Raw genomic sequence first — 25,977 nt, 5'->3', positions numbered from 1 at the left:
ATTTATAATGAAAGCGTTAAGAAATTATCTCGACAAGATAAAGCCGAACTTTGAAGAGGGCGGTAAATACCACGCATTCCAGTCTGTGTTCGACGGATTCGAGACATTCCTGTTCGTCCCCAACAAGACTTCGAAATCGGGAACGCATATTCACGACGCTATCGACAGCAAGCGCATTATGTCGATGGTGGTCATTGCGTTGATACCGGCGTTGTTGTTCGGTATGTATAACGTGGGTTATCAGCATTTCCATGCTACCGGCGCTACAGGTAGCTTTATTGAATTGTTTGCCTACGGTTTCCTGGCTGTATTGCCAAAAATCATTGTATCTTATGTAGTAGGTCTCGGTATTGAGTTCGTAGTGGCTCAGTGGAAGAAAGAAGAAATCCAGGAAGGTTTCCTTGTTTCCGGTATCCTTATTCCTATGATTGTTCCGGTAGACTGCCCGCTGTGGATTTTGGCGGTAGCTACTGCATTCTCTGTAATTTTTGCTAAGGAAGTGTTTGGTGGTACGGGTATGAACGTATTCAACGTTGCCCTGATTACTCGTGCATTCCTGTTCTTCGCATATCCTACCAAGATGTCCGGTGATGCCGTTTGGGTATCGGGTGATTCTATCTTCGGCATGGGACAGGCTGTTGACGGACTTACCGTAGCTACCCCGCTGGGTGAAGCTGCCACTACAGGGGCCGTTCCGCCTTTCTCCTGGGATATGGTGACGGGTTTGATACCGGGTTCCATTGGTGAGACGAGTGTAATTGCCATCGCCCTCGGTGCTATCCTGTTGCTGGCAACGGGCATTGCAAGCTGGAAGACGATGTTCTCCGTATTTGTAGGTGGTGCATTCATGGCTTGGGTGTTCAACACAGTTGGTCCTGACACTCCGATGGCTCACATGCCTTGGTACGAACACCTCGTGCTGGGCGGTTTCTGTTTCGGTGCTGTGTTCATGGCTACCGATCCCGTAACTTCGGCACGTACCGAGACGGGTAAGTATATCTTCGGTTTCCTGATTGGTGTCATGGCCATCGTGATCCGTGTATTGAACCCCGGTTACCCCGAAGGTATGATGCTTGCCATCCTGCTGATGAATATCTTCGCTCCGCTGATTGACTACTGTGTAGTGCAGGGTAACATCAGCCGCCGCGAGAAACGTGCAATCAAGTCTAACAATTAAAATACCCGAAGAAAATGAATACCAATAGTAATAGTTATACTATCATTTATGCTTCGGTAATGGTTGTTATCGTTGCATTCTTGCTGGCATTCGTTAGTTCCTCACTGAGAAGCATTCAGGATAAAAACGTGGAACTGGATACGAAGAAGCAAATCCTCGCTGCATTGAAGATTAAGAATGTGGAAGATGCCGAGGCAGAATATAATAAATATGTAAAGGGAGACATGCTGATGAACGTGGACGGTACATTGACCGAAAACACAGGCGCATTTGCTACCGGTTACGAAAAAGAAGCTAAAGAACACCAACGCCTGCACGTATTTGTGGCAGAGGTGGACGGAGAAACGAAATATGTATTCCCCGTTTATGGTGCCGGTCTTTGGGGTGCTATCTGGGGTTACGTTGCGCTGAACAGTGATAAGGATACCGTTTACGGTGTTTACTTCTCTCATGCCAGTGAAACTCCGGGTCTGGGTGCTGAAATCGCAGGTAAACCCTTTCAGGATGAATTTCTGGGCAAGAAGACACTGGATAACGGTGAAGTTGCCCTGGGTGTTGTGAAAAACGGCAAGGTAGAGAAACCTGATTTTCAGGTGGACGGTATCTCCGGCGGTACGATTACTTCTGTAGGTGTGGATGCTATGCTGAAAACTTGTCTGAATAGTTACAAGAGTTTTTTAACCAATAATGATGAGGAATAAGGATATGGGACAGTTATTTTCAAAGAAAAACAGAGAAGTATTCTCTAATCCGCTGGGCATGGACAACCCCGTTACCGTACAGGTACTGGGTATCTGTTCTGCACTGGCTGTAACTGCCAAGCTGGAACCCGCCATCGTAATGGGTCTTTCGGTAACAGTGATTACGGCTTTCTCCAATGTGGTGATTTCGTTGCTGCGCAAGACTATCCCCAACCGTATCCGTATCATCGTTCAGTTGGTTGTGGTAGCCGCTCTGGTAACCATTGTGAGTGAAATCCTGAAAGCGTTTGCTTACGACGTAAGCGTACAGCTTTCCGTTTATGTAGGTTTGATTATTACAAACTGTATCCTGATGGGACGTCTGGAAGCATTTGCCATGCAGAACGGTCCCTGGGAATCCTGCCTTGATGGTATAGGTAACGGTTTGGGATATGCCAAGATTTTGATTATCGTAGCTTTCTTCCGTGAGCTGTTGGGTTCCGGTACGTTGCTCGGTTTCAACATCCTGAACCACGAATGGTTGACGAATATAGGTTATGTGAACAACGGCTTGATGCTGATGCCGCCGATGGCGTTGATTATCTGCGCTTGCATCATCTGGTATCAGCGTGCACGTCACAAAGAGTTGCAAGAAAAGCAATAATTAATCAAAGTAGTCAGAATTCAGTAGTCGGTAGTCAGAATAAGATACTCTGAATCATTCTCCTACTAACTACTTTCTACTAACTACTTAACTACTTATAAAGATTATGGAACATTTAATAAGTTTATTTGTCCGCTCCATCTTTGTGGACAACATGATATTTGCGTTCTTCCTGGGTATGTGCTCTTACTTGGCTGTATCCAAAAACGTGAAGACTGCCGTAGGGCTGGGCATCGCCGTTACTTTCGTATTGGTGGTTACGCTTCCGGTCAACTATTTATTGCAGACCAAGGTGCTGGCTGCCGACGCTATCATTCCGGGCGTAGACCTCAGCTTCCTTAGCTTTATTCTTTTCATTGCCGTAATTGCCGGTATCGTGCAGTTGGTGGAGATGGTGGTAGAGCGTTTCAGCCCGTCGTTGTACGCTTCGCTGGGTATCTTCCTGCCGCTGATTGCTGTGAACTGTGCCATCATGGGTGCTTCGCTCTTCATGCAGCAACGCATCAATGTAGGTGAGAGCGATCCGAAATATATCGGTGATATATGGGATGCTATCTCTTACGCATTGGGTTCCGGTATCGGTTGGTTGCTCGCCATCGTAGGTCTGGCAGCTATCCGCGAGAAGATGGCTTACTCTGACGTTCCTGCTCCGCTGAAAGGTTTGGGCATCACGTTCATTACAGTAGGCTTGATGGCAATGGCATTCATGTGTTTCTCTGGTTTGAACATCTAATAAAGAAAGGAATAAAACAATGGATATAAATTTAATATTAGCGAGCATTGGAGTATTCCTGGTGGTTATTCTGCTGCTTGTCGTTATCCTGTTGGTTGCCAAGAAATTCTTGGTACCCTCGGGTAATGTAAAACTGACTATCAACGGCGACAATGTGCTGGACGTGGAATCCGGTTCCACGTTGCTGAATACGTTGTCTATGAACGGTGTATTCCTCTCTTCCGCTTGTGGTGGTAAGGGTTCTTGCGGACAATGCAAATGCCAGGTGCTGGATGGCGGTGGCGAAATCCTGCCGTCCGAGGTTCCTCACTTCAGCCGCAAACAGGTACAAGACCATTGGCGTCTGGGTTGCCAGGTGAAGGTGAAGAGTGACATGGGCATCAAGATTGATGAGTCGGTGCTTGGTGTAAAAGAGTGGGAGTGCGAGGTTATCTCCAACAAGAACGTGGCTACGTTCATCAAAGAATTCATCGTTGCGTTGCCTAAGGGCGAACACATGGATTTCATCCCGGGTTCTTATGCTCAGATTAAGATACCTAAATACTCAATGGACTATAACAAGGACATTGATAAGAGTCTGATTGGCGATGAATACTTGCCGGCATGGGAGAAATTCGGTTTGTTTACTCTGAAGTGTGACAATAACGAAGAAACCATCCGTGCTTACTCTATGGCCAACTATCCGGCAGAAGGCGACCGTATCATGTTGACGGTGCGTATCGCAACTCCTCCGTTCAAGCCGAAAGATCAGGGACAAGGTTTCATGGATGTGCCTGCGGGTATCGCTTCTTCTTATATCTTCACGCTGAAACCGGGTGACAAGGTAATAATGAGTGGTCCTTATGGAGACTTCCACCCGATATTCGACTCTAAGAAAGAAATGATGTGGATTGGTGGTGGTGCCGGTATGGCTCCGTTGCGTGCACAAATCATGCACTTGACGAAGACGTTGCACACTACAGACCGCAAGATGACTTACTTCTACGGTGCACGTGCGCTGAACGAGGTGTTCTATCTGGAAGACTTCCTGCAAATAGAGAAAGACTTCCCGAACTTCACGTTCCACCTTGCGTTGGACCGTCCGGACCCTGCAGCAGATGCAGCCGGCGTGAAGTATACTCCGGGCTTCGTTCACCAGGTAATTTACAACACTTACCTGAAAGACCACGAAGCTCCCGAAGACATCGAATATTACATGTGCGGTCCTGGCCCGATGTCGAAAGCCGTTGAGAAGATGCTCGATGACCTCGGTGTTCCGGCTCAGAACCTGATGTTCGATAACTTCGGCGGATAAGAAAATACGTCAAAGTAGATAAAAGACTTCGATATTTTTGAAAACTCCTGCACGGCTACGGCTATGCGGGAGTTTTTTTATCTTCGGATAAGATAAACTGCATTTAGGCAGAATTTTTTTATGCAAGCATGAAAGTTCTGCGCCCAATTTGCATTATCTTTGACTCGTCATAAAGATAGGACAAGAACATTATGGAAATTCAAGATATACTCAGAAATCTACAAATAGAACAACTCACCCCGATGCAAGAGGCAACTCGGGAGGCTTATCGTGAAAACAAAGACTTAGTATTGCTTTCGCCTACAGGCTCGGGCAAGACGTTGGCTTTTCTGCTCCCCTTGGTGCAATCCTTGAAGGCGGAAGTGCAAGGTGTGCAGGCTGTTGTGTTGGTGCCATCGCGCGAACTGGCATTGCAGATTGAAACGGTCTTTAAATCTATGGGGACTCTGTTCAAGGCGATGAGTTGCTACGGCGGTCGTCCTGCTATGGAGGAGCACCGGACGATGAAAGGTATCAACCCTTCAGTTATCATCGGTACACCGGGACGAATGAACGACCACTTGCGGAAAGAAAACTTCAATGCGAACACCGTCACTACACTGGTGATAGACGAGTTTGATAAATGCCTCGAATTCGGTTTCCATGATGAAATGGCAGAGGTCATCGGGCAGTTACCCTCATTGCAGAAACGCATTCTTCTTTCGGCAACGGATGCAGAAGAGATTCCTCAATTTGCCGGAGTAGGAGATGATTCTCCACTTATCAAACTTGATTTTCTCGATCCGGAAGCTCTTGCTCCACGTCTGCGGCTTCATAAGGTCCTTTCTCCCGAGAAAGATAAACTGGAAACCTTGTACAAGCTGCTTTGTACGCTTGGTCATCATTCAACCCTTGTGTTCTGTAATTATCGCGAAAGCGTGGAACGTGTTACTGAATATTTGCAAACAAAGAAATTTCCCTGTGATATGTTTCATGGTGGCATGGAACAGCCCGACCGCGAACGTGCACTCTACAAATTCCGCAATGGCAGTTGTGCTGTATTGATTTCTACCGACCTTGCTGCCCGTGGACTGGATATCCCCGGCATTGAGAACGTTGTTCACTATCATCTTCCAGTGAACGAAGAAGCCTATACACACCGCAACGGACGTACGGCACGCTGGGAAGCGGATGGAAATTCCTATATCATCTTGCATGCCGAAGAACGTATTCCCGAATATATCCCCGAAGACATTGCGGCTTTCGAGTTTCCGGAAGTACTTCCGAAGCCTGCCAAACCCCGTTGGGCTACCTTATATATAGGTAAAGGAAAAAAGGATAAACTGAATAAAATAGATATCGTCGGCTTCCTATATAAGAAAGGTGGAATGGCGCGTGAAGATGTAGGACAGGTGGATGTGAAAGAACACTATGCTTTTGTAGCTGTCCGCCGCAGCAAAATGAAACAGTTGCTTACATTGATACGTGGTGAGAAAATTAAGGGTATGAAGACGATAATTGAAGAGGCAAAGTAGTGTTTTCTTATAAATATTCACTTTTCTTGCGTTTATAGTTTTGAATGTGAAGTAATAAATCCGCATAACTTTTAGTTTCTCCAAAAGTAGCGTTCTTGATAAGTATGGATAACAAAATGGTGCATATATCCTGTATAAACCATAAAAAAGTAAGCTAAATGCGGTGTAAAAATAGAATTTCATTATGAAAGGTTTGTTTTAAAGAAATATTTCCGTAATTTCGCAAGGTCGAAAGACATTAATGAACGAAATTGTATAACCAAAACAAACTTCAAATGAAAAAGCATAATTTCAATGCAGGACCTTCTATTCTTCCTCGTGAGGTAATTGAGGATACGGCAAAAGCTATTCTCGATTTCAATGGCTCAGGCCTCTCACTGATGGAAATCAGCCACCGTGCTAAGGACTTCCAACCCGTTGTGGACGAAGCCGTGGCATTATTCAAAGAATTACTCAATATCCCTGAAGGGTATTCGGTACTGTTCTTGGGCGGTGGTGCCAGTTTGGAATTCTGCATGGTTCCCTTCAACTTCCTCGAAAAGAAAGCTGCTTACCTCAATACAGGTGTATGGGCCAAGAAAGCCATGAAAGAAGCCAAAGCCTTCGGTGAAGTAGTTGAAGTCGCTTCTTCCGCAGAGTCTACCTATACTTATATTCCTAAGGATTACACTGTACCTGCTGATGCTGATTACTTCCACATCACAACCAACAACACTATTTACGGTACTGAACTCAAGGAAGATCTGGATGTAAATGTTCCGATGATTGCTGATATGTCTTCTGATATTTTCTCCCGTCCTATCGACGTGTCTAAATACATCTGTATCTATGGTGGTGCACAAAAGAATCTGGCTCCTTCCGGCGTGACATTCGTTATCGTGAAGAATGACGCTTTGGGCAAGGTATCACGTTATATCCCCACGATGCTGAACTATCAGACACATATCGACAGTGGTTCTATGTTCAATACTCCTCCGGTTGTTCCTATCTATGCTGCATTGCAGACTTTACGCTGGATTAAGGCACAGGGTGGTGTGAAAGAAATGGAACGCCGGGCTACTGAAAAGGCAGACATGCTGTATGCTGAAATCGACCGTAACAAAATGTTCGTGGGTACTGCCGCTCAGGAAGACCGTTCACGCATGAATATTTGTTTTGTGATGGCTCCCGAATACAAAGAACTGGAAGCGGACTTCATGAAGTTTGCTACAGAAAGAGGTATGGTAGGTATCAAAGGACACCGCTCAGTGGGTGGCTTCCGCGCATCTTGCTACAACGCTATGCCGAAAGAAAGCGTACAGGCTTTGATTGACTGTATGCAGGAATTTGAGAAACTTCATTAATAATATTTTATTCACCACAGAGTACACAGAAGTCGCAGAGAAGAATTAATAAAAAACTCTGTGTACTCTGTGTCCTCTGTGGTGAGTCTTTTTAATATCATAGAATCATGAAAGTATTAATTGCAACCGATAAACCGTTCGCTAAAGTAGCCGTAGACGGTATTCGTAAAGAGATTGAAGCAGCAGGTTATGAGCTTGCTTTACTGGAAAAATATACTGAGAAAGCCCAGTTACTGGACGCTGTGAAGGATGCTAATGCCATCATTATTCGTAGCGACATCATAGATGCCGAAGTGCTGGATGCTGCCAAAGAACTGAAGATTGTGGTACGTGCAGGTGCAGGTTACGATAATGTGGATCTGGAAGCTGCCACTGCACACAATGTATGTGTGATGAACACTCCGGGACAGAATTCAAACGCTGTAGCCGAGCTTGCTTTCGGTATGATGGTAATGGCTGTCCGCAATATGTATAACGGTACTTCCGGAACGGAACTGAAAGGCAAGAAACTGGGTATCCATGCTTATGGCAACGTAGGCCGCAACGTAGCCCGCATTGCTAAAGGTTTCGGTATGGAAATCTTCGCTTTCGATGCTTTCTGCCCGAAAGAGGTGATTGAGAAAGACGGCGTGAAAGCTGTTGATTCTGCCGATGAACTTTACTCTACTTGTAACGTGGTTTCACTGCACATTCCGGCTACTGCCGAAACGAAGAACTCCATCAACTATGCTTTGGTGAATAAAATGCCGAAGGGTGGCGTATTGGTGAATACAGCCCGTAAAGAGGTTATCAACGAAACAGAATTGATTCAGTTGATGGAAGAACGTGCTGACCTGAAATACATGACTGACATCATGCCTGCTGCCAACGAAACATTTGCAGCTAAGTTTGTCGGACGCTACTTCTCTACACCGAAGAAGATGGGGGCACAGACTGCCGAAGCTAATATCAATGCAGGTATTGCTGCTGCTCAGCAGATTGTAGGCTTCCTGAAAGACGGTTGCGAGAAATTCCGCGTAAACAAAAAGTAATCAGATTTATGATTTATAATTTATGATTTATGAAGGAAAATCCAACGTATGATAAAGCGTTACACTATGCTATTCGTATTGTTAATCTATATAAGTATTTAGTAGAGGAGAAAAGCGAATATGTAATGAGTAAGCAACTTCTACGTAGTGGGACTTCTATTGGAGCGAATATCAGTGAAGCTATTTCTGCTGAATCAGCCCCAGACTTTGTCCATAAGTTGGCAATAGCTCAGAAAGAAGCGAATGAAACGAAATATTGGTTAACTCTTTTGGAGAAAACAGGATATTTATCCTTGTCCCAATATCAGTCTATGCATACTGATTGTTTAGAGATGATTAAAATATTAGTTTCTATTATTCTCACCACCAAGCAAAAAACTTCATAGTTCATGAGTTATAAATCATAAATCATAAATCATAAATCTAACCATGGCTATAATTAAACCTTTTAAAGGCGTTCGTCCTCCGCAGGACTTGGTAGAACAGGTTGCTTCCCGTCCGTATGATGTGTTGAACTCGGCAGAAGCGCGCGAAGAGGCGAAAGGAAACGAGAAATCCCTGTATCATATCATTAAACCCGAAATAGATTTCCCAGTAGGCACCGACGAACACGATGAATGTGTTTATCAGAAAGCTGCTGAAAACTTCCAGATGTTTCAGGACAAAGGCTGGCTGGTGCAGGATGATAAAGAAAACTATTACGTCTATGCACAGACCATGAATGGGAAAACGCAGTATGGCCTGGTAGTTGGCGCTTATGTTCCCGACTATATGAACGGTGTCATCAAAAAGCATGAATTGACCCGCCGTGATAAGGAAGAAGACCGCATGAAGCATGTTCGCGTGAACAATGCCAATATCGAACCGGTATTCTTTGCATATCCTGATAATGCTACGCTGGATACCATCATCGCTCATTATACTGCCGGAAAACCGGTGTATGACTTTATCGCTCCCGGTGATGGTTTCGGACATACGTTCTGGATTATCGATAAACAAGAAGACATTGATGTCATCACGAAAGAATTTGCTAAAATGCCCGCCCTTTACATTGCCGACGGACACCACCGTAGTGCTGCCGCTGCTTTGGTAGGAGCTGAAAAAGCTAAGCAGAATCCGAATCATACCGGTGACGAAGAATACAACTACTTCATGGCAGTTTGTTTCCCCGCCAACCAACTGACAATAATTGATTATAACCGTGTTGTCAAAGACCTGAACGGTTTGACACCGGAACAGTTCCTGGCTGCTGTCAGCAAGAACTTCACGGTTGAAGAGAAGGGTGCGGATATTTATAAACCTACTGGTTTGCACAATTTCTCTCTTTATCTGGATGGCAAGTGGTATAGTCTGACGGCTAAACCGGGTACATACAATGATAATGATCCGATTGGCGTACTGGATGTGACCATTTCTTCTAATCTTATTCTGGATGAAGTACTCGGTATAAAAGACCTTCGTTCCGACAAGCGTATTGATTTCGTCGGCGGTATCCGTGGCTTAGGTGAGTTGAAGAAACGGGTGGATAGTGGCGAGATGAAAGTTGCTTTGGCACTTTATCCGGTCAGCATGAAGCAGTTGATGGACATTGCAGATACAGGCAACATCATGCCCCCCAAAACAACGTGGTTTGAACCGAAATTACGTTCGGGACTGGTTATCCACAAATTGGATTAAAACTATTATTTGAAAAAGAAAAACGAGGATGTTCCTTTCAACGGACATCCTCGTTTCTTTTTAAGAATGATGCTTGTAATATCGTTTTCTCATCCATCGGTCGAACAGGACAAACAATGGAATTGTAATAAGTATCAGCACCCAGAATGCCGGGATCTGAATATTGTCAGGTTTCAAGTTTTCCGTAGGAGTGAAGGCCTCCCTGATGACATCACCAAAGTAAGTGGCTAATCCGGCAATGCAACATCCTACTAAGAATACAGACGCAGCTATCGTAGCAAATAACGTTCTCCGTTCCGATTTCTTTTCCCGCAGACGTATAGCCTCTTCCACTTTCCTCATGGTGCGATAGGCAAAATTGGAAGGCAGGTGAAATCTGTTTTCCTCTTTTACGGCTCTTTTCAGTCCTTTATCTTTTTGTTCTTCGTTCATACTTCCTCTTGTTTAATGAGTACATATATCTTTTTACGTATGCGATGCAATTTTACTTTTGCATTGCTTTCCGTTAGGCCCAGAATCAGGGCGGTTTCATTCATCGTCTTTTCTTCATAGTAGAATAGAGTAATCAAGGCACGTTCGTCAGAGTTTAGTTTTTCTATGGCTCTGTTTAGTTTGATAATCATTTCTTCGCTTTCGTCGTTTAGCGTCTCGTCAACCTGCTGCTCCGAAATATTGGCGAGTAACGTATCATCCATGGCAAAGGTATCAAATTTCTTTTTACGGGCTGCCGAAATTGCCGTATTATAAGCGATGGAATATATCCACGTTGAGAAAGAACTTTCGGCTTTGAAAGAGGAGAGATGTTGAAACGCTTTCAGAAAAACGTCTTGCGTCAACTCTTCGGCATCTTCCTGATTGCAGATGATGCGGGCAATCAGGGAAAATACCTGTTGGCCGTACTGATTCAGGAAGTTTTCGTACAGAGCAGTTTCTCCTTTCAGGATACGTTGGATAATATGTTTTTCGTTATTCTCCATTTTGTCTTTTAGACGCAACTCTATATATAAGGTTACAGAATCCGGAAAAAAAATATTTTTTTCGCAGAATGTGTAACCTCGCAAAGAAGCCTGCGTCTAAAGTGTACAAAGGAACAAAAATACTAATTTAAAAGGAAACGAATATGATGGATTTTATTATGGTGCCTACGATTATGGCAATCATTACTTTAGGAATTTACAAACTGTTTGAATTGTTTGTATGTAAGAAGGAGCGTTTAATGCTGATTGAGAAGATGGGGGATAAGTATGTCCCGGATGTGGCTTGTATGCCGAAACTTTATGGCAATTTTTCTTTCTCGGCATTGAAATTAGGATGCCTGCTGGTGGGCATGGGATTAGGATTATTGATAGGCTTTGTAATTTGCACTTCGGCAATTCCCGGATACTTGGATAAGGATGTGGATAACTGGCGTGTTTATCGTGAGACGGTATCTCTGGTTTATGGAGCTTGTGTGCTTTCGTTTGGCGGCATTGGGCTTATTACGGCTTTTATTGCAGAGTTGAAGCTCAGCAAAAAATGATAGTCGGAATTTAGGGATTTTTTTATGATAAAAAAGAGTTGTCAGTCATTGGCAACTCTTTTTTGCGTTAAGAGAGAACCTTAAGGATTCTCCGTGTGTTACTATATAAGTAAATAACCTAACCAGATAAGAATATGGATAAAAAAGAAGAAAAAGCTCTTGAAAATAAGAGTAAGATGCAGAAAAGTGCTGAAGAAACATTACCTGGACGGCAATTGGGCTTATATTCCAAAGTCGATAAAAAAGAAGTACGCAACATGGTTTCCGAAATAAATCCGGATAAGAATAGTTTGGGTAGCAGAGGATAGTTTCGTTTTTATTGACTATCTTTGCAACGCATTTAAAGTTTATAGAACAATGAAAACGAAGAAACGCCGGGATGCCATATCGGCATTCAAGGAAGCGAACCGCTCGATAGAGCTGGAACGTAATGGCGGGCGTTGGATTGCAAAAGACCGTCCGCACAAAAACAAGAAAAAGTATTGTCGTAAAGATAGTAAGAAAGAGTTGTCACGTACCATCGATGGCAGCTCTTTTTGTTTTATATCACTCTTTTTGTTAACTTCGCCGTTTCTAAAATCAAAAAACTATGTTTCGTAAACTTGTAGCAATAGAACCTGTAAGTCTGATTCCGTCAGCAGAAAAAGAACTGCACTCGTATGCAGATGAAGTTGTGATGTATCCTGATATTCCGGCAGGAGATGAGGAAATTATAGCCCGTATCGGAGACGCTGATGCTGTGCTCCTGAGTTATACTTCCCGGATAAACCGTGCAGTGTTGGAGAAATGCACGGATATTAAATATATCGGGATGTGCTGTTCGCTGTACTCTCCCGAGAGCGCCAATGTGGATATCCGCTATGCTAATGAGCGGGGAATTATCGTAACCGGTATTCGTGATTATGGCGACGAGGGTGTGGTGGAATATGTAGTCAGTGAGTTGGTGCGTTGCCTGCATGGCTTTGGACAGGAACCGTGGGAAGATATGCCGCGCGAGATTACCGGGCTGAAAGTTGGTGTTGTAGGACTGGGCAAGTCCGGTGGCATGATTGCGGATGCATTGAAGTTTTTCGGTGCGGAGATTGCTTACTTTGCCCGCAACGAGAAAAAAGAGGCGGCAGCTAAGGGGTATCGCTTCCTGCCATTAAACGAACTTCTTGCTCAGAGTGAGGTTGTTTTCTGTTGTCTCAATAAAAACACAGTCTTATTGCATGAGGCGGAGTTCGGACAACTGGGAAACAAGAAGATTCTGTTCAATACCGGATTATCTCCGGCATGGGATGAACCGGCATTTGTCAAGTGGCTGGAAGGTGATAATCTTTGTTTTTGCGATACAGTGGGGGCTTTAGGCGGAGAGCAACTTTTGAATCATCCTCATGTTCGTTGCATGCAAGTATCAACAGGCCGCACTCGTCAGGCGTTTGACCGCCTGAGCGAGAAAGTGCTGGCCAATATAAAGGAATATATCCAGTAATCGGATCAGAAAAATACAATCGGTGATGTGATATTGAGCAGGGTGTTCACCACAGACCACCCTGCTATTTCAGCTGTGGCGCTGTACACGTCGATTATGGCATGAACCTGCTCGTTCTTAATTTCTACTCTTTGCGTATCTCCTACGAATCCGGGGGTGGACTGCATGGACATTTGCATGTTTTCGGGACCGACGGAGGCCAGTGAGGCGGCAACGGCTACATTGACTTTGGTAGGGAACATGGCGATGGCTTCGGTTGCATTGCCTGAGAAAACAATCCGTTGCTCGTTTTGCAGAGCCTCATTATATACGGCAGTTCCTTTCAAAGCATTAGGACCCTTTTCATTAAAAAACTTGGCGGTTGCATTTCCCATCAGGGAGGCTGTACGCAGCACATCAAATCCGCCGGTAGCCCCGGAGACGATATATACACGTGTGCCATTTACTTTGGCTGTCTTCATCACTTCCTGATAAAAGGCTGTGTCTGCCAGGGCACCGATGGACAGGGTGACGATGGAAGTCCCGTTCTTCAATGCAGGCAGGGCAAGTTCTTTCATGGCGGCAGGGGAGGCTGCTTCCACTAAGTAATCGGGCTTCAGTGCTAGTAAATCTTCTATGGTTGTGCAAGCCATACATGCTTTTCCATGTTGCTGCATTTTGGCAACGATGCATTCAGCTTTTTCTGCTGTACGAGAGTATACACCAACTAAATCATATTCAGGCAACAAGCCATTGACAACTGCATCCGAAACTATTCCGGCGAGTCGTCCACATCCGACAATAACTAATTTTTTCATGGGGCAAAGATACTCCTTATTCGTATAAACTCCAAAATGCAGCTATGCGGTTGCTGTGGTTTTTTGTAGGACGATATAAATGTTGTACTTTTGTGATTGGAAAAGCAAAGTTTGAACCGATAAATAAGAAGTTTGAGAATATGGGACGAAAAGAAGAATACAAACTGCAAAATGAGCAATACTTGGAAGCATTGCGTGCAGAAGAAGATATAAAAGAACTACCTTGCGGAATACTTTACCGGGTATTGGAAAGTGGTAACGCTAACAATACTCCCCGTTTGAACAGCATTGTGACTGTGCATTACAAAGGCACTTTGATAAACGGTCGTGAGTTTGACAACTCCTGGAAGCGGAATTGTCCTGAAGCATTCCGCCTGAACCAAGTTATCGAAGGCTGGCAGATAGCCCTGCAACGAATGCACGTAGGTGACCATTGGATAGTCTATATTCCTTACACAATGGGATATGGAACACGTAGCAGCGGTCCTATTCCTGCTTTCTCCACTTTGGTGTTTGAAGTTCACCTATTAGGAATCGCGTAAATATCATATCATCATGAAAATTCTGATTATTAACGGAAGTCCCCGCAAACAAGGCCATATCTCAAAGATGCTTCAACTTATGGAAACAGAAGCAAAAGACAATGGCGACGAAGTAACTGTCGTGAGAGTTGCCGACCTGGCAATCCGTCCTTGTATCGGCTGCATGAGTTGCCGTGAGAAACTGAAATGTTGTCTGCCGGAAGATGATGCGCAACGTGTACTGAAACAGATTGAAGAAGCCAATGCTTTGATTATCGGTGCTCCTTGCTATTGGGGGAATTTGCCCGGGCAACTGAAAGTGATGTTCGACCGTATTGTCTACGGAATGATGGGAGAGACATCGCGGGGCATTCCTGTTGGGCTGCACAAGGGAAAGAGGGCCGTTATCGTCAGTACTTGCACCACCCCGTATCCTTTCAATATCCTTTTCAATCAGTCAAGGGGAGTGGTAAAGGCTTTGAAAGAAATCTTGAAATGGAGTGGATTCAAAGTCATCTCGGCCATAGAGAAAGGCGGAACGAAGCAACATCCCGGACTGACGGAACGTGAAATGAAGCGCTGTCGCAAGGTGATACATAAGCTGTGACCAGGAAGTCATCGAAAGATAAGCTTTAGAGAGAACGGCAAATCTGTGCTACCGTTTTTGAAATATTTGCACGTGCAACTTCTGGTTGCATGGCTTGTTCCAACGTTATGGATGGTGGATTGATAGAATATACTCCCCGAAATCCTGCCCGGTATAGGTCGTCTTCATCTTCTACGCTACCGGCTATCAGTATAACTGGAATTTTCTGTTTACTGGCTTTGTCAAGTATGCCGGAAGGAACTTTCCCCATTAATGTTTGTTTGTCAGCCTTTCCCTCTCCGGTGATGATAAAATCGGCTCCCTTGATTTGAGCAGGAAAATCAAGAGTTTCCAGCATCAACTGTATGCCCGGTTTCAACTCTGCATTCAGAAAAGCTAGTAAACTGCCACCCATACCACCGGCCGCACCTGCTCCGGGATGATTGGAAATGTCTTTGCCCGTTGTGTGGAAGATGACTTCTGCAAGGCTTCGCATTCCCGCATCCAGTGTTTCTACCATTTTCCGGTCCGCTCCCTTCTGAGGAGCAAAGATATATGCGGCACCTTCCGGTCCACAGAATGGATTTTGTACGTCGCAGGCAACGGTAAAATGGGAAGTTCTTAAATCAGGATGGACGAAATCCGTATCTATGGAAACAACTTCCATTAAAATTTTTCCGTTACCAGTTTCCAAAATCTTCCCTTCTTTATCCAGAAACCGGAAACCTAAAGCCTGTAACATTCCCAGCCCGGCATCATTTGTCGCGCTGCCGCCAATGCCGATGATGAAGTTGCGGCAACCACGTTCCAACGCATCACGAATCAGTTCTCCTGTTCCATAGGAGGTTGTCAGCATCGGATTCCTTTTCTCCGGCGGAACCAGAGGCAACCCGCTGATGCTTGCCATTTCTATAAAGGCCGTTTTTTCGTCTTCCGAAATGCCGTAGTAAGTATCGTGCCATTCCATGAGAGGGTTGTGGGCAGAAAGCTGCACTTCACGTCCGTTGGTTGCTGCAATCAGCACATCCAGCATCCCTTCGCCACCATCAGCTATAGGTAGAGACAGAATTCCACACTCCGGGAATACAGAACGAATACCCTCGGCAGCCGCTTTTCCTGCTTCTGCCGAGGGTAAACATCCTTTAAAGGAGTCAATAGCGATGACTACTTTCTTCATTGATTTAGATTTCCTCTCTATCTTCCAACTTTGCTTCGTTTTTTGTTTCCGGCCCTGCCAACTTCTTGGTGTTGTTGGCAATAACTGCCAAAGCGCGATACAGTTCAGCAAGCAGACGCGCAAATACAACAATAAGGAAACCGTATATCGGCATGAGGAAGAAAATGCCTGTAGATACCGGCATGACGTATTGCAATTCGTTTGCTGCCAAGAGTGCGATAATCAGTGAGCAAAGTGTGCCAACAACACCGATATAAAGTCCGAGCCATTCACCCACTGTCTGTGTCAGATGGGATACTACAGGGATAGCAATGAATTCGTTGTCTTCCTGGATGACTTCTTTCAATTTGTTTTTTCGGTTCATCCAGAGCAGATAGCTGCCCCATGCACCGCCGCAAAGGATAATAAATATCAGAATAAAAGCAAAGATTGCTTTCCCCTCGGCGAACTTGAAGAACCCCATGTCGATGACTTTCACCAGGATTGCAATAGGAAATAACAGATTTAGTACAGCAAAGATGACGTAAAGCCAACGGAAAGGTTCACGGAAGAAACGCCCGTTGTCAATGTAGCCCAGTAGAGGGTCGAGAAAGGTAAACAGCTTGTTGTTCATAGTGATAAATGTTACTTATGGGAGGACCTTGCATTCTAAGATTGTAAGTATGAGGTCCTGATACATACTTATAATCAGAATTTTTTCTATTGAATGCGGTTCTGTTTTGACAAATTTACAAAAAAACTTTTAAACTCTGTCTATTTTGTCCCAAAAAGAGAGAGGATTAGAAACAATTTTCTCATAACGATAAGAATATGTATCTTTGCAGCATGAGTGAAGATACCTACAAAACCATAAGCGCCCCTGCCGAAGGGATTTATACCGAGAAGCGTAGCAAATTCATTGCTATCGCTTTGCCTGTGCGTACTGTCGATGAGGTAAAATCGCATCTGGAAACTTATCAGAAGAAATATTACGATGCCCGCCACGTCTGCTACGCCTATATGCTGGGAGCCGAGCGCAAGGATTTCCGTGCCAATGATAACGGAGAACCTTCCGGTACGGCAGGAAAACCTATTCTGGGACAGATTAACTCCAATGAACTGACCGATATACTGATTATCGTTGTCCGCTACTTTGGTGGCATCAAGTTGGGGACGAGTGGACTGATTGTTGCTTATAAAGCTGCTGCTGCCGAAGCGATAACTGCTGCCGAAATTATAGAAAAGACGGTGGATGAAACGGTCACTTTCCTGTTTGAATACCCTTTTATGAATGACGTGATGCGCATTGTCAAGGAGGAGGAGCCGGAAATACTGGAACAGTCGTACGATATGGATTGCCGCATGGCGCTTCGCATCCGTAAGTCGATGATGCCGAAGCTGAGGGCACGCCTGGAAAAAGTCGAGACATTGCGCTTTGAAGAGGATGCGTAATGTCTCAGCTCCCCGGAGAATCCCTCCGGTACGTCTATTTCAGAGATAAATCGTTATAGTGGATTTTCCTGTGCGTCCCGTCGCAGAAGGGCTGTTTATAAGAGCGTCCGCAGCGACACAAGGCGATTCTTCCTTTTCGTACCTCTGTTTTTCCCTCCCGGTCTATCAATTTGAAATTGCCTTCTACAATAAAAGGTCCGTTGGGTGTAGCCGTGATGGCTACCATATTTTCTTCTGTTTCCATATCATTGTTTTTTTAATGTTATACGTTTCAAATAAAACGTTTGCGTATGGAAATAGTTTATCCATTCACTTTTTTTGTATGGATTTCCTTATCTTTGTGCGCACTTATAAATAATATATAGATATATGGCATTCGAAGCAACAAAGCGTGAGTTGGGCGAACTCTACACATTTTTTCGCCTGTTGGCAGACGGAAAGGTTTCATTGGGCACACCGCAAGTCCGGAAGGATGAAGCAAAGTGCTGGCCCATTGCGATGGTACAAAGGGAAGAGCATGACGGCACGCGCCGTTATTATATAGAACAGGAAAATGTCCGTATCGTCAGCGGGACGGTGGAGAAAACGGGGACGTTTACTGTGGCTGACAAGGAAGAACAGAACATTCCCCGTGAAGACTTTGGCGGGGCGGCAGAGGTTATACTTGAATTGTTGAAAACGACTGCCGGTTCCGATACTATTGAAGTTCCCGAAGGTCTGGAAGGTTTTCTGGATGCCATCAATATCTACGATTTGGAGGCGAAGACGGAAGACCGTACAGACTTCTCTGTTGCCTTCTGGCATGCGGAAGCACCGCTGACGGGATTTAATGTCCGTTGTCGGCTCAGTACAATGAACCCGTTGCTGGATGGCGGGCGTACGGCAAACCTGAAATTGGAACAGTCGGGCATCAAGTTTGCTACGCCTACGGTAAACAAGATAAATGCTTTGCCGGAGTCTCCGACGGAAGTGACTGAGCGTATGCTGATGATTGAGCGTCTGGGCGGAGTGCTGAAATATTCGGATGTGGCGGACCGTGTGTTCCGTTGCAACCTGCTGATGATTGATTTGCACTTCCCTCGTATGTTGGCGGAGATGGTGCGCATGATGCACCTCGACGGCATCTCCCGTGTCAGCGAACTGACGGAGCGTATCAAAGAGATAAATCCTCTGAAGATAAAAGATGAGCTGATAAACAAACATGCTTTCTATGAGTTTAAGATGAAACAGTTCTTGCTAGCACTTGCCTTGGGCATGCGTCCGGCAAAGATTTATAACGGTACGGACTCAGCCGTAGAAGGTGTTCTGTTGGTAAATGCGGAAGGGGAGGTGCTTTGCTATCATAAATCGGAGCGCCAGGTATTTGCCGATTTCTTATATCGGAATACTCGTTTCGAGAAAGGCTCGGTAGATAAGGATAAGTACGGTTTCCTTGAAAAAGAGAACGGCGTGTATTATTTCAAACTGAATGTAAAGATTGGGTTGACAAAAAAATAATGAGTATGAATGAGATTTTAAAGACCATCAAGTCGCGCCGCAGTGTGCGCGCCTATACGGAACAACAGATTTCGCAGGAAGATTTAAGTACCATTCTGGAAGCGGCAACCTATGCTCCCAGTGGTATGGGACTCCAGACATGGCATTTCACCGCTATTCAGAATGGTGCTGTGCTGGAAGAACTGAACGAAAAGATTAAAGGTGCTTTTGCCAAGAGCGATGAACCCCGTTTGCAGGAACGCGGACATAGCCAGACGTATTGCTGCTATTATCATGCCCCTACACTCGTCATTGTTTCCAACGAACCGACACAGTGGTGGGCAAGCATGGATTGCGCCTGTGCCATGCAGAATATCTTCCTTGCAGCCAAGTCTCTCGGCATCGGTTCCTGCTGGATAAACCAGTTGGGACAAACTTGTGATGATCCTGATGTGCGTGCTTTCCTTACGAAGCTGGGCATCCCCGAAAACCATCGCGTATATGGTTGTGCCGCTTTGGGTTATGCTGCCGCTGCTCCGGTGAAGGAAAAGAAACTAGCGGAAGGCACTGTAACTATCATCAAGTAATACTGAGCTTTTTTCTACCCTTAACCTAAACTATTTTTAGGTTAAACCAAACATGGTACGAGTTGTACAACTCATACATCCCCAGTTGTACTACTCGTGCTGCTCCAGTTGTACAACTCGTACATCCTTTGTTTAAAGGAAAGAAATCCTTTGGTTGCGAGTTCACTTAGTCATCTTTTATTGATTTACTTCATGGCTTATCTTTTCCTTGATAAAAAATGCCCGCAGGGGAGGCGGCAGTCAGGTAATTAATGAATTATACATGAAGCAATTTCGTATAATCCCGCCACCTCGCCCTTTGGGCTCCCTCTTTTCACAAGGAGGGTTGAAATAAAGCCTGATTTGAATGCGACTTTACCTCTTTTATCTCTGCATATTGATGATGCCGCTGTCCGTATCGCTATTGTTCAATCCCTTGTTTCCGGCTTTGTGCTTGCGGCCGAACTCAAACGTATAGCCTACGCGGAGTATGAACATCTGTCCCGTCTCTTTCACAAAAGTCTCCGAACGGAAAGGCGCTACCTCACTGATACGCTCTTTTCCCACCTTATAATTATTGGTGAAAGGAAACAGAACACCAATCCCTGCCTGAAAGTTCTGCTTGGCATACATTGCCATAAATGCCGTCTGATTCTCGTTCTTCCTGATGGTTTCACCGAAGAAGTTGTTCTGCACCTTCCGGAACTGTCCCATCAGGGAGAAACCTTTGTATTGCAATTGTGCCATCACACTGTAATAGAATTCATCGTACGTGTGACTGTATTCTAGCCCCTCCGACCAACTGCGGGTATATCCTCCCGAAGCATAAAGCGTCAGGACATCTTTCAGTCCGAACAGCGTTGCGCCATTGGTACCGATCATCAGCTCCGCATTCAGGCTTTGGAACGACCGTTGGTTTTCATCTTTCAATATCAGTTTCCCGTCCTCGACGAAGATGCTTTCCATGATGGGATTGTCGTAATACTGGTGGCGCACGCTCAGATTGGCATTGAACTGCTTCTTCGAATAACTGTAAGACAGAGAGTTCGTGAACTGCTGGTACGTTTTCAGCAACGGATTACCACGAACTATCTGTATCGTATCTATAGCCTGCTCCACATCAGTCAACGAACCAAGCGACGGTATGGCGGGACTGATATTGAACCGGTAGCGCAGGAAGCCCGCTTTCTTCAAATTGTAACTCAATCGCACGGTAGGCGTGAAGGTATAGTAAGCATGGTCTTCGTCGCTTTCCTTGAACCAGGCGCGCGTCATGCCCACGCTGCCCGCATAACTGAAATCCTTCACCTTGCCCTGCACCTCCAGGAAAGCGGAGGTCTGCGACTGGTCCATTTTCGAAGTAGTGGGGTTGGAGCCTTTGTATTCATTCTCCGTCCTCATCTGATAGTGGCGGGCGCCACCACTCAGTTTCACGTCCTTGAAGCTTTTTTCATAAATCGCCTCACCGATGACGGAGCGTTTGTCACCATCCACCAATGTCTGAATATCTGCCAACGGTGCATTCTCGTCCTTGTACTCCTTATATTTACGGTTGTTCTTGGTGTGGATAAGCGTTCCCGTCACATTCATCTGGATGCTCTGCTGATGGGGCAGAGTATGCTGGAAGTAAAGGTCGAGTGCCGGAGAATAGCTGGATGTGTGGTTGTTGACGTATGAATAGATGGACTCCGTGCTGCCTACTGCCCACATCTTGTTCAGCTCATTCTGATAAGGAGCGTTGCTGAGGTTATTGCGGAAGATGGCGTTGAATACATACTTGTCCGCTTTCGTTAGATTGTACGTCAGGTTCAGGTTATTGATGAAACTGAGTGCGGGGGATTCGTCTTCGATGCCTTCCTTGATACGGTCGATGGTACGATCGCCCAGATAAAAGGTTTCGTGAGATTCGAGGCGGCTGTGATACTTGCCGTTCTTGTTGAAGTAGTCGATGCCCCATTCTGAATTCTTGTAGTTGAATTTCGCACTCAGGAAATTCTCTCCCCACAGGGTATGGGGCGAGTCGGAAAGTTGGAAGTTCACCACACCACCCGTTTCACGGCGGCGCAGGATGATGTTCACCACGGCGCCCAGTTCGTCGTCGCCGTATTGCTTGCCGGGGTCTTCAATGAACTCCACACGCAGCACGTCTTTGGCTCTGATGGCGGCTATTTCCTTGTCCGTCACCTTGATGCCGTTGATGCGGGTTTGCACGGCTCCACCGCCGCTGACACTCATGCTGTTGGTGAAGTTGTCTACTTGCAGGCGGGCAATGCCGAGATTGTTCAGCAGGTCGTAGGCGCCGAACGAGCGTTTCAGTTGGCTTTCGGTGGGCAGGATAATCTGACGGTCCACTCGTTGAAGCACGTTGCTGGCGGATACGGTTACCTCGCCCAGACTTACAGCATCTTCCTTCAATTGCACGTCGCCCAAGTCGAGATTATTGTTCAGTTTCAGCAGGATGACTTCACTCTGATAGCCGATGAAAGTAACGGCCAGGCGGTAGTTGCCTGCCTTGATTTTATTGAGAACGAACTTGCCTTGTGCATCCGAAGTTACTCCGGTCACCAGGGTGGAGTCTGTGGCCCATAGTGATACGTTGGCGGCTATAATCGCCTCTTGCGAAGCGTCTGTGATGCGCCCTTTGATGGAGAAGTTCTGTGCTTGCGCACTGAGTACGCAGAGGACAAGCGATAGTAAAAATAGTTTTGTTTTCATATTCGTTTCTGTTAGTAGGTTACTAATCAATTAGGGATGTAGATTTCACTCCTCCCCATCGGGGAAGATTCTATGTATTGTATTTCAATTGTTTATACTTTCTTCGTTGAGACGGCGAAAGTTAGGATTGTATGGCGGAATTCAGTTCGTACATCAGAGTAAAAACTTTGACTATGACGAGTACGAAGAGGAGTCCGAAAGTAATCCATAATGCTGTCTTTGCGTATCTCTTCATGAACTGCTGTTTTTAAGTTTATTATATCGTTCTGTTATTTCATCCATGCTGATGCCGAGCAGGTCCATGATGTTGAACAGGTCGGCAAGTTGGTTTTCAAAGAATTCTTTCTTTTGTATCTTCATCACTTTCTTCATGGCGTCCTTTGAGAGATAGAAGCCCATGCCCCGCTCGGGATAGATAATGTCCTCCGCTTGCAGGTATTCGTAGGCTTTCAGCACGGTGCGCGAGTTCACGGCGAGTTGCGTGGAAAGCTCTCTGACCGAGACTATCCGTTCGTCTGCCGTCCACTCATGGGTGAGTATCTTGCTGAAACAGAAGTCTACAATCTGTTGGTATATCGGTTTGTTGGTCTTGAAGTCCATAGTTTACAGTTGTTTTTCTTTGAACAGGAAGTAACTCGATATCCATATTCCGATACTGAACAGGACAGGGGTGCCGTAGTTGCAGAAAGCAATGATGGCTTCTGACGTGCTGCTTATCGGAAAGTTGTAGATCGGATAGGCTATGTTTGCTACCCAATATCCGTGGCTGTCGGCGGGTTCCCACAATGCCATTGAGAGGAATATGACCCCGAAAAAGAGAATGAAGCAGGAACACAATACGATGAAGGAATTTATCAGTTTCTGACGTTTGAAAGCTATGCATCCGAGAAAGAAAGTTCCTTGCAGCAGGCTGTATGCCAACATCTGGTCTTTTTGCATCATATAGAATTCAATGCGGCTGCTGAAATGTTGCAGGTAGTCGATGCCTGAGAGAATAAATACCCCTTTTATAACTATTATCAGCAGGATACAAAAAAATGGAAGTATAACCAAGTATTTCATCCACAAGTGCAGGAACTTCTCGAAGGCGGAAGCGGGCAGCAACAGGTATAGGGTGGAGGTCTGTTTGGTGATATTTATCTCCAACAGGCCGGGGGCAATGCAGAGGAACCACAGTACGTAGCGGCCGAGGGAGAGGCCTTGTGTATGCTCAATATAGTAGCTTGAACCTTTGTTGATATCATACATCATGCAGAGAAGACAAATGCCCAGCACAATGCCGGTACTCCAGAGCAAGTGCCGGCCGGTTTCCTGTTTCTTGTACTGTTCCAGCAGGAAGAAACGTTTCAGGTTGAAGGTTGCATTCATATTCTTTGTTTATTTGAACATTGATTTTATCTTTTCCGGTACTTGCAACATTGCCTTGTACAGCAGTTCGATATCCGGTGTATTTTCTTCTTCTTCCTCATTAGGCAGTACGGAGAAATATCCGGGCAATTCCTGTTCGCTGTAAATGCTGTTTTCGGGCAGACTGTCTGTCCGGGCAAAGAGGAGGCGCTGGCTGATTTCGTCCAATGAACGGTTCAGTAAGACTTCGCTTTCGCCGAGGATGATGAGGTGATCCAGCAGTTTCTCGAAGTCGTGCGCCTGATGGGTGGAGATGAGCAGCGTACTGTCATCATCTATGCTACGGCTGATGATACGTTTCAGAGCTTGGCGGGATGTGATGTCCAGCCCGTTTGTGGGCTCGTCGAGTATAAGGAGCGGGGTGTGCAGTGCAAAGGCATACGCCAGCATCGCCTTTTTCTGCTGACCATAGGAGATTGCGGATAACTTTTGTTTCCTGTCAATCTTCAATTCTTCCAGGTTCTGTTCAAACTCTTTGTGGTTGAAGTGCGGATAGAAAGCGGAATGCCGTGTGGCAAAAGCAGAAATGCTTTCGGAGGGCATCTGCATTTCTTCGGGCAGAAAGAAGTAATGGCTCAACACGGCGGGTTCTCTTTTTGCCGGATTCATTCCGTCAATGCTGCATTCTCCTTTCCAGGGAAAAAGTAGTCCGCAAAAGAGATGCATCAGTGTTGTTTTTCCTACTCCGTTCTCTCCTAGAAGTCCGTATATACCATTACCTATTTCCAATGATATATTATTGAAAATAGGTAACTTAGGATTGTAGCCGTAGCTGATGTTTTCCATCTTTATCATAATATCTTCGGTGTTGCACTGATGTACAACACTGCAAACGTAAAGGAAGCGAAGGAGAAAAGCAAGGAAGGGAGAATTTAATTAATGTATTTTAGCAATTGTCAGAGGCTTGATATCGTACATTTCATATATGCTGACTGCTTGTTCAACGTAAAACGGCGCATAACAAAACAGAAAAAATATTTGTTTACTTACGTATAAACGGTAACTCTGCGAGAAAATCAAGAATAATGAAAACAGAGTGGTTTGAGGCATTGCCTAAGCTCCACAAGCTAAAATAGTCTGATTATGAAAGATGTATTGAGAATAGATAAGATATTGGACTTTTGTGATGTACCCCAGCTCTTTGTGGTACGGGATGCGTTTGACACCTTATATCTTTGCTTGTTATATGATGATGAACCTGCTTGTCGCTATACAGGAATTCGTATCTCAGCACAGCGTTTGGAGGAGTTTTTAGCAGGAAGTGTTGATTTACGTTCACTTTTTATTCATCCGGAAACAGAACAAGAGTATTTCGATGTGGTGTTTCAGGCTGATAAATATCAGAAAACACTATCCGGAGAAAAGACTTTATCCGAGGATAAGTTGCCCGCCGATGGATATATCTTGTCAGGAGATGTACGCGAGAATGTAGTTATCAATTTATCAATAAAAGACCGTAGTTTATTGACGGAACTTGTACGTAAGTTCGGCTGGGCATGTATGTAATTTAAAGAATCAGCCACACCGCTATCATGTGGCATATCGAACCTCCTAATACGAAGAAATGAAATACAGAATGCATATAGCGCTGCCTGAAAGAGTAAAACACTGCTCCGGTGATGTAGCAAATACCTTCGCCAATCATCCAGTAGCAAGTTCCTGCAGCAACAGCATATAGTGGCTTGAAAGCAACCAGTACAGACAGCCCCATAACGATGAAGCAGATTGTCTCTACATTGCTATGTGCTTCCATTTCGCGGAAACTCACGATGGTGCCGATGATGGCGCACAACCAGACGAAACCGAATAATTCCCATCCCCAAGCGCCATTCTCACGCAGTGCAATGAGTGTGACAGGTGAGTAACTGCCCGCAATGTGCCAATAGATAGCTGCATGGTCCCAATTCCGCAATCGTTTCTTCCAGGGATTATGGTATTTCAGCGCATGGTAAAGGGTAGAGGCGATGTAAGAGCCGAGCATGCCGAAGAGGTAGAGCCAAATGCCGAGAGTAGCCCAAAAATCTCCGCTACTTTTGATAAGGAACAGCGTACCTACAATAATTCCCATTAAAATACCTGCGGCATGTGAGAGGGTGTTGACTCTCTCTTCAGCTTTCGTGTAAAAAAGTCCGTTACATTTGTTCTTTCGGGTAATGCTCATTAGGGAATTCTGTATATTTCGTTACATCAATTTT

General features: G+C 45.2%; 31 protein-coding genes. 20 read left to right on the top strand and 11 right to left on the bottom strand.

Going from position 1 to position 25,977, the window contains the following annotated elements:
• Window positions 1–7 precede the first annotated feature (7 nt).
• The 10 genes from HMPREF9447_RS04570 to HMPREF9447_RS04525 all read left to right on the top strand — a co-directional run bounded on the left by HMPREF9447_RS04570 (window position 8) and on the right by HMPREF9447_RS04525 (window position 10,113).
• Window positions 8–1,177 (top strand): NADH:ubiquinone reductase (Na(+)-transporting) subunit B, encoded by a 1,170-nt coding sequence (locus HMPREF9447_RS04570; protein ID WP_009128510.1) that lies wholly within the window; start codon window positions 8–10, stop codon window positions 1,175–1,177.
• 14 nt (window positions 1,178–1,191) lie between these two features.
• Entirely contained in the window at window positions 1,192–1,878 is a 687-nt protein-coding gene (locus HMPREF9447_RS04565) for a Na(+)-translocating NADH-quinone reductase subunit C (protein ID WP_009128509.1), read from the top strand.
• 4 nt (window positions 1,879–1,882) lie between these two features.
• The gene (locus HMPREF9447_RS04560; RefSeq protein WP_009128508.1) at window positions 1,883–2,521 is read left to right on the top strand and encodes an NADH:ubiquinone reductase (Na(+)-transporting) subunit D; all 639 of its coding nucleotides are present in this window, start codon (window positions 1,883–1,885) and stop codon (window positions 2,519–2,521) included.
• A gap of 106 nt (window positions 2,522–2,627) precedes the next feature.
• Entirely contained in the window at window positions 2,628–3,254 is a 627-nt protein-coding gene (nqrE, locus tag HMPREF9447_RS04555; protein WP_009128507.1) for an NADH:ubiquinone reductase (Na(+)-transporting) subunit E, read from the top strand.
• Between the two features lie 19 nt (window positions 3,255–3,273).
• On the top strand, window positions 3,274–4,548 hold the full coding sequence (gene nqrF, locus HMPREF9447_RS04550; RefSeq protein ID WP_009128506.1) for an NADH:ubiquinone reductase (Na(+)-transporting) subunit F: 1,275 nt from the start codon (window positions 3,274–3,276) through the stop codon (window positions 4,546–4,548).
• 191 nt (window positions 4,549–4,739) lie between these two features.
• Entirely contained in the window at window positions 4,740–6,062 is a 1,323-nt protein-coding gene (locus HMPREF9447_RS04545; protein ID WP_044137443.1) for a DEAD/DEAH box helicase, read from the top strand.
• A 275-nt stretch (window positions 6,063–6,337) separates the two neighbouring features.
• Window positions 6,338–7,405, top strand: coding sequence for a 3-phosphoserine/phosphohydroxythreonine transaminase (gene serC / locus HMPREF9447_RS04540; RefSeq protein ID WP_009128503.1), 1,068 nt, complete (start codon window positions 6,338–6,340; stop codon window positions 7,403–7,405).
• Between the two features lie 107 nt (window positions 7,406–7,512).
• The gene (locus tag HMPREF9447_RS04535) at window positions 7,513–8,436 is read left to right on the top strand and encodes an NAD(P)-dependent oxidoreductase (RefSeq protein ID WP_009128502.1); all 924 of its coding nucleotides are present in this window, start codon (window positions 7,513–7,515) and stop codon (window positions 8,434–8,436) included.
• Window positions 8,437–8,465: 29 nt separating this feature from the next.
• Window positions 8,466–8,822, top strand: a complete 357-nt coding sequence (locus tag HMPREF9447_RS04530; RefSeq protein ID WP_009128501.1) for a four helix bundle protein — start codon at window positions 8,466–8,468, stop codon at window positions 8,820–8,822.
• Window positions 8,823–8,865: 43 nt separating this feature from the next.
• Entirely contained in the window at window positions 8,866–10,113 is a 1,248-nt protein-coding gene (locus HMPREF9447_RS04525; protein WP_009128499.1) for a DUF1015 domain-containing protein, read from the top strand.
• 60 nt (window positions 10,114–10,173) lie between these two features.
• Here HMPREF9447_RS04525 and HMPREF9447_RS04520 read toward each other — a convergent pair whose 3' ends face one another.
• Together HMPREF9447_RS04520 and HMPREF9447_RS04515 are read right to left on the bottom strand one after the other, a co-directional pair.
• The gene (locus tag HMPREF9447_RS04520; protein ID WP_009128497.1) at window positions 10,174–10,545 is read right to left on the bottom strand and encodes a hypothetical protein; all 372 of its coding nucleotides are present in this window, start codon (window positions 10,543–10,545) and stop codon (window positions 10,174–10,176) included.
• Window positions 10,542–11,090, bottom strand: a complete 549-nt coding sequence (locus HMPREF9447_RS04515; protein WP_009128495.1) for an RNA polymerase sigma factor — start codon at window positions 11,088–11,090, stop codon at window positions 10,542–10,544. The genes HMPREF9447_RS04520 and HMPREF9447_RS04515 overlap by 4 nt, the downstream gene beginning before the upstream one ends.
• A 143-nt stretch (window positions 11,091–11,233) precedes the next feature.
• Here HMPREF9447_RS04515 and HMPREF9447_RS04510 point away from each other — a divergent pair, with 143 nt between their 5' ends.
• From HMPREF9447_RS04510 to HMPREF9447_RS04500, 4 genes are all read left to right on the top strand, one after another.
• Complete coding sequence (locus tag HMPREF9447_RS04510; protein ID WP_007663356.1) at window positions 11,234–11,632, top strand: DUF6249 domain-containing protein; 399 nt, start codon at window positions 11,234–11,236, stop codon at window positions 11,630–11,632.
• A gap of 134 nt (window positions 11,633–11,766) precedes the next feature.
• On the top strand, window positions 11,767–11,940 hold the full coding sequence (locus tag HMPREF9447_RS28715) for a hypothetical protein (protein WP_009128493.1): 174 nt from the start codon (window positions 11,767–11,769) through the stop codon (window positions 11,938–11,940).
• Window positions 11,941–11,989: 49 nt separating this feature from the next.
• Entirely contained in the window at window positions 11,990–12,232 is a 243-nt protein-coding gene (locus tag HMPREF9447_RS04505; protein ID WP_009128492.1) for a hypothetical protein, read from the top strand.
• Window positions 12,222–13,106 (top strand): D-isomer specific 2-hydroxyacid dehydrogenase family protein, encoded by an 885-nt coding sequence (locus HMPREF9447_RS04500; RefSeq protein WP_009128490.1) that lies wholly within the window; start codon window positions 12,222–12,224, stop codon window positions 13,104–13,106. The genes HMPREF9447_RS04505 and HMPREF9447_RS04500 overlap by 11 nt, the downstream gene beginning before the upstream one ends.
• Before the next feature lie 5 nt (window positions 13,107–13,111).
• Here the strand turns inward: HMPREF9447_RS04500 and HMPREF9447_RS04495 are convergent, their stop codons facing one another.
• Window positions 13,112–13,903: an aspartate dehydrogenase domain-containing protein gene (locus tag HMPREF9447_RS04495; RefSeq protein WP_009128488.1), complete on the bottom strand. Its 792-nt coding sequence runs from the start codon at window positions 13,901–13,903 to the stop codon at window positions 13,112–13,114.
• Window positions 13,904–14,043: 140 nt separating this feature from the next.
• Here HMPREF9447_RS04495 and HMPREF9447_RS04490 point away from each other — a divergent pair, with 140 nt between their 5' ends.
• Together HMPREF9447_RS04490 and HMPREF9447_RS04485 are read left to right on the top strand one after the other, a co-directional pair.
• On the top strand, window positions 14,044–14,445 hold the full coding sequence (locus tag HMPREF9447_RS04490; RefSeq protein WP_044137738.1) for an FKBP-type peptidyl-prolyl cis-trans isomerase: 402 nt from the start codon (window positions 14,044–14,046) through the stop codon (window positions 14,443–14,445).
• Window positions 14,446–14,458: 13 nt separating this feature from the next.
• Window positions 14,459–15,031 (top strand): flavodoxin family protein, encoded by a 573-nt coding sequence (locus tag HMPREF9447_RS04485; protein WP_009128484.1) that lies wholly within the window; start codon window positions 14,459–14,461, stop codon window positions 15,029–15,031.
• 25 nt (window positions 15,032–15,056) lie between these two features.
• Here the strand turns inward: HMPREF9447_RS04485 and HMPREF9447_RS04480 are convergent, their stop codons facing one another.
• Window positions 15,057–16,187 (bottom strand): glycerate kinase family protein, encoded by a 1,131-nt coding sequence (locus tag HMPREF9447_RS04480; RefSeq protein WP_009128482.1) that lies wholly within the window; start codon window positions 16,185–16,187, stop codon window positions 15,057–15,059.
• Between the two features lie 4 nt (window positions 16,188–16,191).
• Complete coding sequence (locus HMPREF9447_RS04475; protein ID WP_009128480.1) at window positions 16,192–16,800, bottom strand: hypothetical protein; 609 nt, start codon at window positions 16,798–16,800, stop codon at window positions 16,192–16,194.
• Between the two features lie 212 nt (window positions 16,801–17,012).
• On the opposite strand from HMPREF9447_RS04475, the gene HMPREF9447_RS04470 reads away from it, so the two are divergent.
• Entirely contained in the window at window positions 17,013–17,618 is a 606-nt protein-coding gene (locus tag HMPREF9447_RS04470; protein ID WP_044137737.1) for an IMPACT family protein, read from the top strand.
• A gap of 34 nt (window positions 17,619–17,652) precedes the next feature.
• Here HMPREF9447_RS04470 and HMPREF9447_RS04465 read toward each other — a convergent pair whose 3' ends face one another.
• Window positions 17,653–17,862 (bottom strand): CDGSH iron-sulfur domain-containing protein, encoded by a 210-nt coding sequence (locus HMPREF9447_RS04465; protein WP_009128477.1) that lies wholly within the window; start codon window positions 17,860–17,862, stop codon window positions 17,653–17,655.
• Window positions 17,863–17,987: 125 nt separating this feature from the next.
• Here HMPREF9447_RS04465 and HMPREF9447_RS04460 point away from each other — a divergent pair, with 125 nt between their 5' ends.
• Both HMPREF9447_RS04460 and HMPREF9447_RS04455 read left to right on the top strand, forming a co-directional pair.
• Window positions 17,988–19,115, top strand: a complete 1,128-nt coding sequence (locus HMPREF9447_RS04460; protein ID WP_009128475.1) for an HpaII family restriction endonuclease — start codon at window positions 17,988–17,990, stop codon at window positions 19,113–19,115.
• Entirely contained in the window at window positions 19,115–19,681 is a 567-nt protein-coding gene (locus HMPREF9447_RS04455; protein ID WP_187389028.1) for a nitroreductase family protein, read from the top strand. The genes HMPREF9447_RS04460 and HMPREF9447_RS04455 overlap by 1 nt, the downstream gene beginning before the upstream one ends.
• 363 nt (window positions 19,682–20,044) lie before the next feature.
• Here HMPREF9447_RS04455 and HMPREF9447_RS04450 read toward each other — a convergent pair whose 3' ends face one another.
• The 4 genes from HMPREF9447_RS04450 to HMPREF9447_RS04435 all read right to left on the bottom strand — a co-directional run bounded on the left by HMPREF9447_RS04450 (window position 20,045) and on the right by HMPREF9447_RS04435 (window position 24,577).
• Complete coding sequence (locus HMPREF9447_RS04450; protein ID WP_009128471.1) at window positions 20,045–22,375, bottom strand: TonB-dependent receptor; 2,331 nt, start codon at window positions 22,373–22,375, stop codon at window positions 20,045–20,047.
• Between the two features lie 231 nt (window positions 22,376–22,606).
• Window positions 22,607–22,975, bottom strand: a complete 369-nt coding sequence (locus HMPREF9447_RS04445; RefSeq protein ID WP_009128468.1) for a GntR family transcriptional regulator — start codon at window positions 22,973–22,975, stop codon at window positions 22,607–22,609.
• Between the two features lie 3 nt (window positions 22,976–22,978).
• A complete protein-coding gene (locus HMPREF9447_RS04440; RefSeq protein WP_009128465.1) occupies window positions 22,979–23,743 on the bottom strand; it encodes a hypothetical protein in 765 nt (254 codons plus the stop codon).
• Window positions 23,744–23,752: 9 nt separating this feature from the next.
• Window positions 23,753–24,577 carry an ABC transporter ATP-binding protein gene (locus HMPREF9447_RS04435; protein ID WP_009128462.1) on the bottom strand — a complete coding sequence of 275 codons (825 nt, stop codon included), beginning with the start codon at window positions 24,575–24,577 and terminating at the stop codon, window positions 23,753–23,755.
• Between the two features lie 288 nt (window positions 24,578–24,865).
• On the opposite strand from HMPREF9447_RS04435, the gene HMPREF9447_RS04430 reads away from it, so the two are divergent.
• Entirely contained in the window at window positions 24,866–25,288 is a 423-nt protein-coding gene (locus HMPREF9447_RS04430; RefSeq protein ID WP_009128460.1) for a DUF6575 domain-containing protein, read from the top strand.
• A 1-nt stretch (window position 25,289) separates the two neighbouring features.
• On the opposite strand, the gene trhA is transcribed toward HMPREF9447_RS04430, so the two are convergent.
• Window positions 25,290–25,943 carry a PAQR family membrane homeostasis protein TrhA gene (gene trhA / locus HMPREF9447_RS04425; RefSeq protein ID WP_009128458.1) on the bottom strand — a complete coding sequence of 218 codons (654 nt, stop codon included), beginning with the start codon at window positions 25,941–25,943 and terminating at the stop codon, window positions 25,290–25,292.
• Window positions 25,944–25,977 lie beyond the last annotated feature (34 nt).

Origin of the sequence: Bacteroides oleiciplenus YIT 12058, assembly GCF_000315485.1 — a bacterium.
In the GTDB taxonomy this organism is placed as follows: domain Bacteria; phylum Bacteroidota; class Bacteroidia; order Bacteroidales; family Bacteroidaceae; genus Bacteroides; species Bacteroides oleiciplenus.
This window is presented reverse-complemented; position numbering and strand designations above follow the sequence as displayed.

Bases quoted from the DNA above. Each gene is read 5' to 3' on its own strand.
- HMPREF9447_RS04570 (WP_009128510.1), top strand. From the start codon at position 8: ATGAAAGCGTTAAGAAATTATCTCGACAAGATAAAGCCGAACTTTGAA.
- HMPREF9447_RS04565 (WP_009128509.1), top strand. From the start codon at position 1,192: ATGAATACCAATAGTAATAGTTATACTATCATTTATGCTTCGGTAATG.
- HMPREF9447_RS04560 (WP_009128508.1), top strand. From the start codon at position 1,883: ATGGGACAGTTATTTTCAAAGAAAAACAGAGAAGTATTCTCTAATCCG.
- nqrE (WP_009128507.1), top strand. From the start codon at position 2,628: ATGGAACATTTAATAAGTTTATTTGTCCGCTCCATCTTTGTGGACAAC.
- nqrF (WP_009128506.1), top strand. From the start codon at position 3,274: ATGGATATAAATTTAATATTAGCGAGCATTGGAGTATTCCTGGTGGTT.
- HMPREF9447_RS04545 (WP_044137443.1), top strand. From the start codon at position 4,740: ATGGAAATTCAAGATATACTCAGAAATCTACAAATAGAACAACTCACC.
- serC (WP_009128503.1), top strand. From the start codon at position 6,338: ATGAAAAAGCATAATTTCAATGCAGGACCTTCTATTCTTCCTCGTGAG.
- HMPREF9447_RS04535 (WP_009128502.1), top strand. From the start codon at position 7,513: ATGAAAGTATTAATTGCAACCGATAAACCGTTCGCTAAAGTAGCCGTA.
- HMPREF9447_RS04530 (WP_009128501.1), top strand. From the start codon at position 8,466: ATGAAGGAAAATCCAACGTATGATAAAGCGTTACACTATGCTATTCGT.
- HMPREF9447_RS04525 (WP_009128499.1), top strand. From the start codon at position 8,866: ATGGCTATAATTAAACCTTTTAAAGGCGTTCGTCCTCCGCAGGACTTG.
- HMPREF9447_RS04520 (WP_009128497.1), bottom strand. From the start codon at position 10,545: ATGAACGAAGAACAAAAAGATAAAGGACTGAAAAGAGCCGTAAAAGAG.
- HMPREF9447_RS04515 (WP_009128495.1), bottom strand. From the start codon at position 11,090: ATGGAGAATAACGAAAAACATATTATCCAACGTATCCTGAAAGGAGAA.
- HMPREF9447_RS04510 (WP_007663356.1), top strand. From the start codon at position 11,234: ATGATGGATTTTATTATGGTGCCTACGATTATGGCAATCATTACTTTA.
- HMPREF9447_RS28715 (WP_009128493.1), top strand. From the start codon at position 11,767: ATGGATAAAAAAGAAGAAAAAGCTCTTGAAAATAAGAGTAAGATGCAG.
- HMPREF9447_RS04505 (WP_009128492.1), top strand. From the start codon at position 11,990: ATGAAAACGAAGAAACGCCGGGATGCCATATCGGCATTCAAGGAAGCG.
- HMPREF9447_RS04500 (WP_009128490.1), top strand. From the start codon at position 12,222: ATGTTTCGTAAACTTGTAGCAATAGAACCTGTAAGTCTGATTCCGTCA.
- HMPREF9447_RS04495 (WP_009128488.1), bottom strand. From the start codon at position 13,903: ATGAAAAAATTAGTTATTGTCGGATGTGGACGACTCGCCGGAATAGTT.
- HMPREF9447_RS04490 (WP_044137738.1), top strand. From the start codon at position 14,044: ATGGGACGAAAAGAAGAATACAAACTGCAAAATGAGCAATACTTGGAA.
- HMPREF9447_RS04485 (WP_009128484.1), top strand. From the start codon at position 14,459: ATGAAAATTCTGATTATTAACGGAAGTCCCCGCAAACAAGGCCATATC.
- HMPREF9447_RS04480 (WP_009128482.1), bottom strand. From the start codon at position 16,187: ATGAAGAAAGTAGTCATCGCTATTGACTCCTTTAAAGGATGTTTACCC.
- HMPREF9447_RS04475 (WP_009128480.1), bottom strand. From the start codon at position 16,800: ATGAACAACAAGCTGTTTACCTTTCTCGACCCTCTACTGGGCTACATT.
- HMPREF9447_RS04470 (WP_044137737.1), top strand. From the start codon at position 17,013: ATGAGTGAAGATACCTACAAAACCATAAGCGCCCCTGCCGAAGGGATT.
- HMPREF9447_RS04465 (WP_009128477.1), bottom strand. From the start codon at position 17,862: ATGGAAACAGAAGAAAATATGGTAGCCATCACGGCTACACCCAACGGA.
- HMPREF9447_RS04460 (WP_009128475.1), top strand. From the start codon at position 17,988: ATGGCATTCGAAGCAACAAAGCGTGAGTTGGGCGAACTCTACACATTT.
- HMPREF9447_RS04455 (WP_187389028.1), top strand. From the start codon at position 19,115: ATGAGTATGAATGAGATTTTAAAGACCATCAAGTCGCGCCGCAGTGTG.
- HMPREF9447_RS04450 (WP_009128471.1), bottom strand. From the start codon at position 22,375: ATGAAAACAAAACTATTTTTACTATCGCTTGTCCTCTGCGTACTCAGT.
- HMPREF9447_RS04445 (WP_009128468.1), bottom strand. From the start codon at position 22,975: ATGGACTTCAAGACCAACAAACCGATATACCAACAGATTGTAGACTTC.
- HMPREF9447_RS04440 (WP_009128465.1), bottom strand. From the start codon at position 23,743: ATGAATGCAACCTTCAACCTGAAACGTTTCTTCCTGCTGGAACAGTAC.
- HMPREF9447_RS04435 (WP_009128462.1), bottom strand. From the start codon at position 24,577: ATGATAAAGATGGAAAACATCAGCTACGGCTACAATCCTAAGTTACCT.
- HMPREF9447_RS04430 (WP_009128460.1), top strand. From the start codon at position 24,866: ATGAAAGATGTATTGAGAATAGATAAGATATTGGACTTTTGTGATGTA.
- trhA (WP_009128458.1), bottom strand. From the start codon at position 25,943: ATGAGCATTACCCGAAAGAACAAATGTAACGGACTTTTTTACACGAAA.